The 711-nt window shown below is 48.8% G+C and carries 1 protein-coding gene and 1 pseudogene; both read left to right on the forward strand.

Annotated elements, in window-relative coordinates; genetic code table 11:
• Nucleotides 1-420: glycosyltransferase (locus R7R78_RS26280; RefSeq protein WP_225474631.1), on the forward strand; the 420-nt coding region annotated here is incomplete at its 5' end.
• Nucleotides 417-711 (forward strand): annotated as a pseudogene (locus tag R7R78_RS26285) (chain-length determining protein); the annotation flags it as partial. The gene R7R78_RS26280 and the pseudogene R7R78_RS26285, both read left to right, overlap by 4 nt.

A 711-nucleotide genomic window follows, 5' to 3' on the forward strand; every position in this document is an offset into this window, starting at 1 on the left:
GTCGCCCAAAACGCACCGGATTGGGATTTGGTTTTTATTGGGCCGAATGAGTTTGCCCACAATCCATTACCACAGAGAGATAACGTTCATTACTTGGGGCCTCGCGCGCATCATTTATTGCCAAGCTATTCCCAACACTGGGACGCAAGTTGGCTACCGTTTGTCGACAACGCACAAATCAAAGCGTGTAACCCGCTCAAACTTTTGGAGTATTTAGCAACGGGTACGCCCGTTATTAGCACGCCATTTCCGGCTCTGATGCCTTACAAACACATGTTACACATCGTCTCCGACGTCGAAGACGTGTGTGCCAGCCTAAGTCACCTGCTGCCACCACCAAACGGCTCTACATCTTATGTCCAACAACAAAGCTGGGAAGCAAGAGCAGACCAAGTTGAGAAATTAGTGAGGGCACTATGAGCGATTTACGAGAAAACATCAGCGTATTACTGCATGGCGCGTGGCGACGTCGCTATATGATTGTCGTTCCGATGCTTGTGCTACCTATCCTTGGTTTTGGCGTAAGCAAGCTCGTTCCAACAACGTACGTCGCACACACCAGCATGTTGATTCAAGAAACGGCGAAGATGAACCCGTTTTTGCAAGATATTGCCGTATCAACCATGCTTAAAGACCGTTTGAGTGCGTTGAGTACTTTGCTGAAAAGCCGTCACGTGCTCTACTCTGTCGCAAAAGAGCAAGGGCTGATTG

The organism is Vibrio sp. 2134-1 (assembly GCF_033339495.1).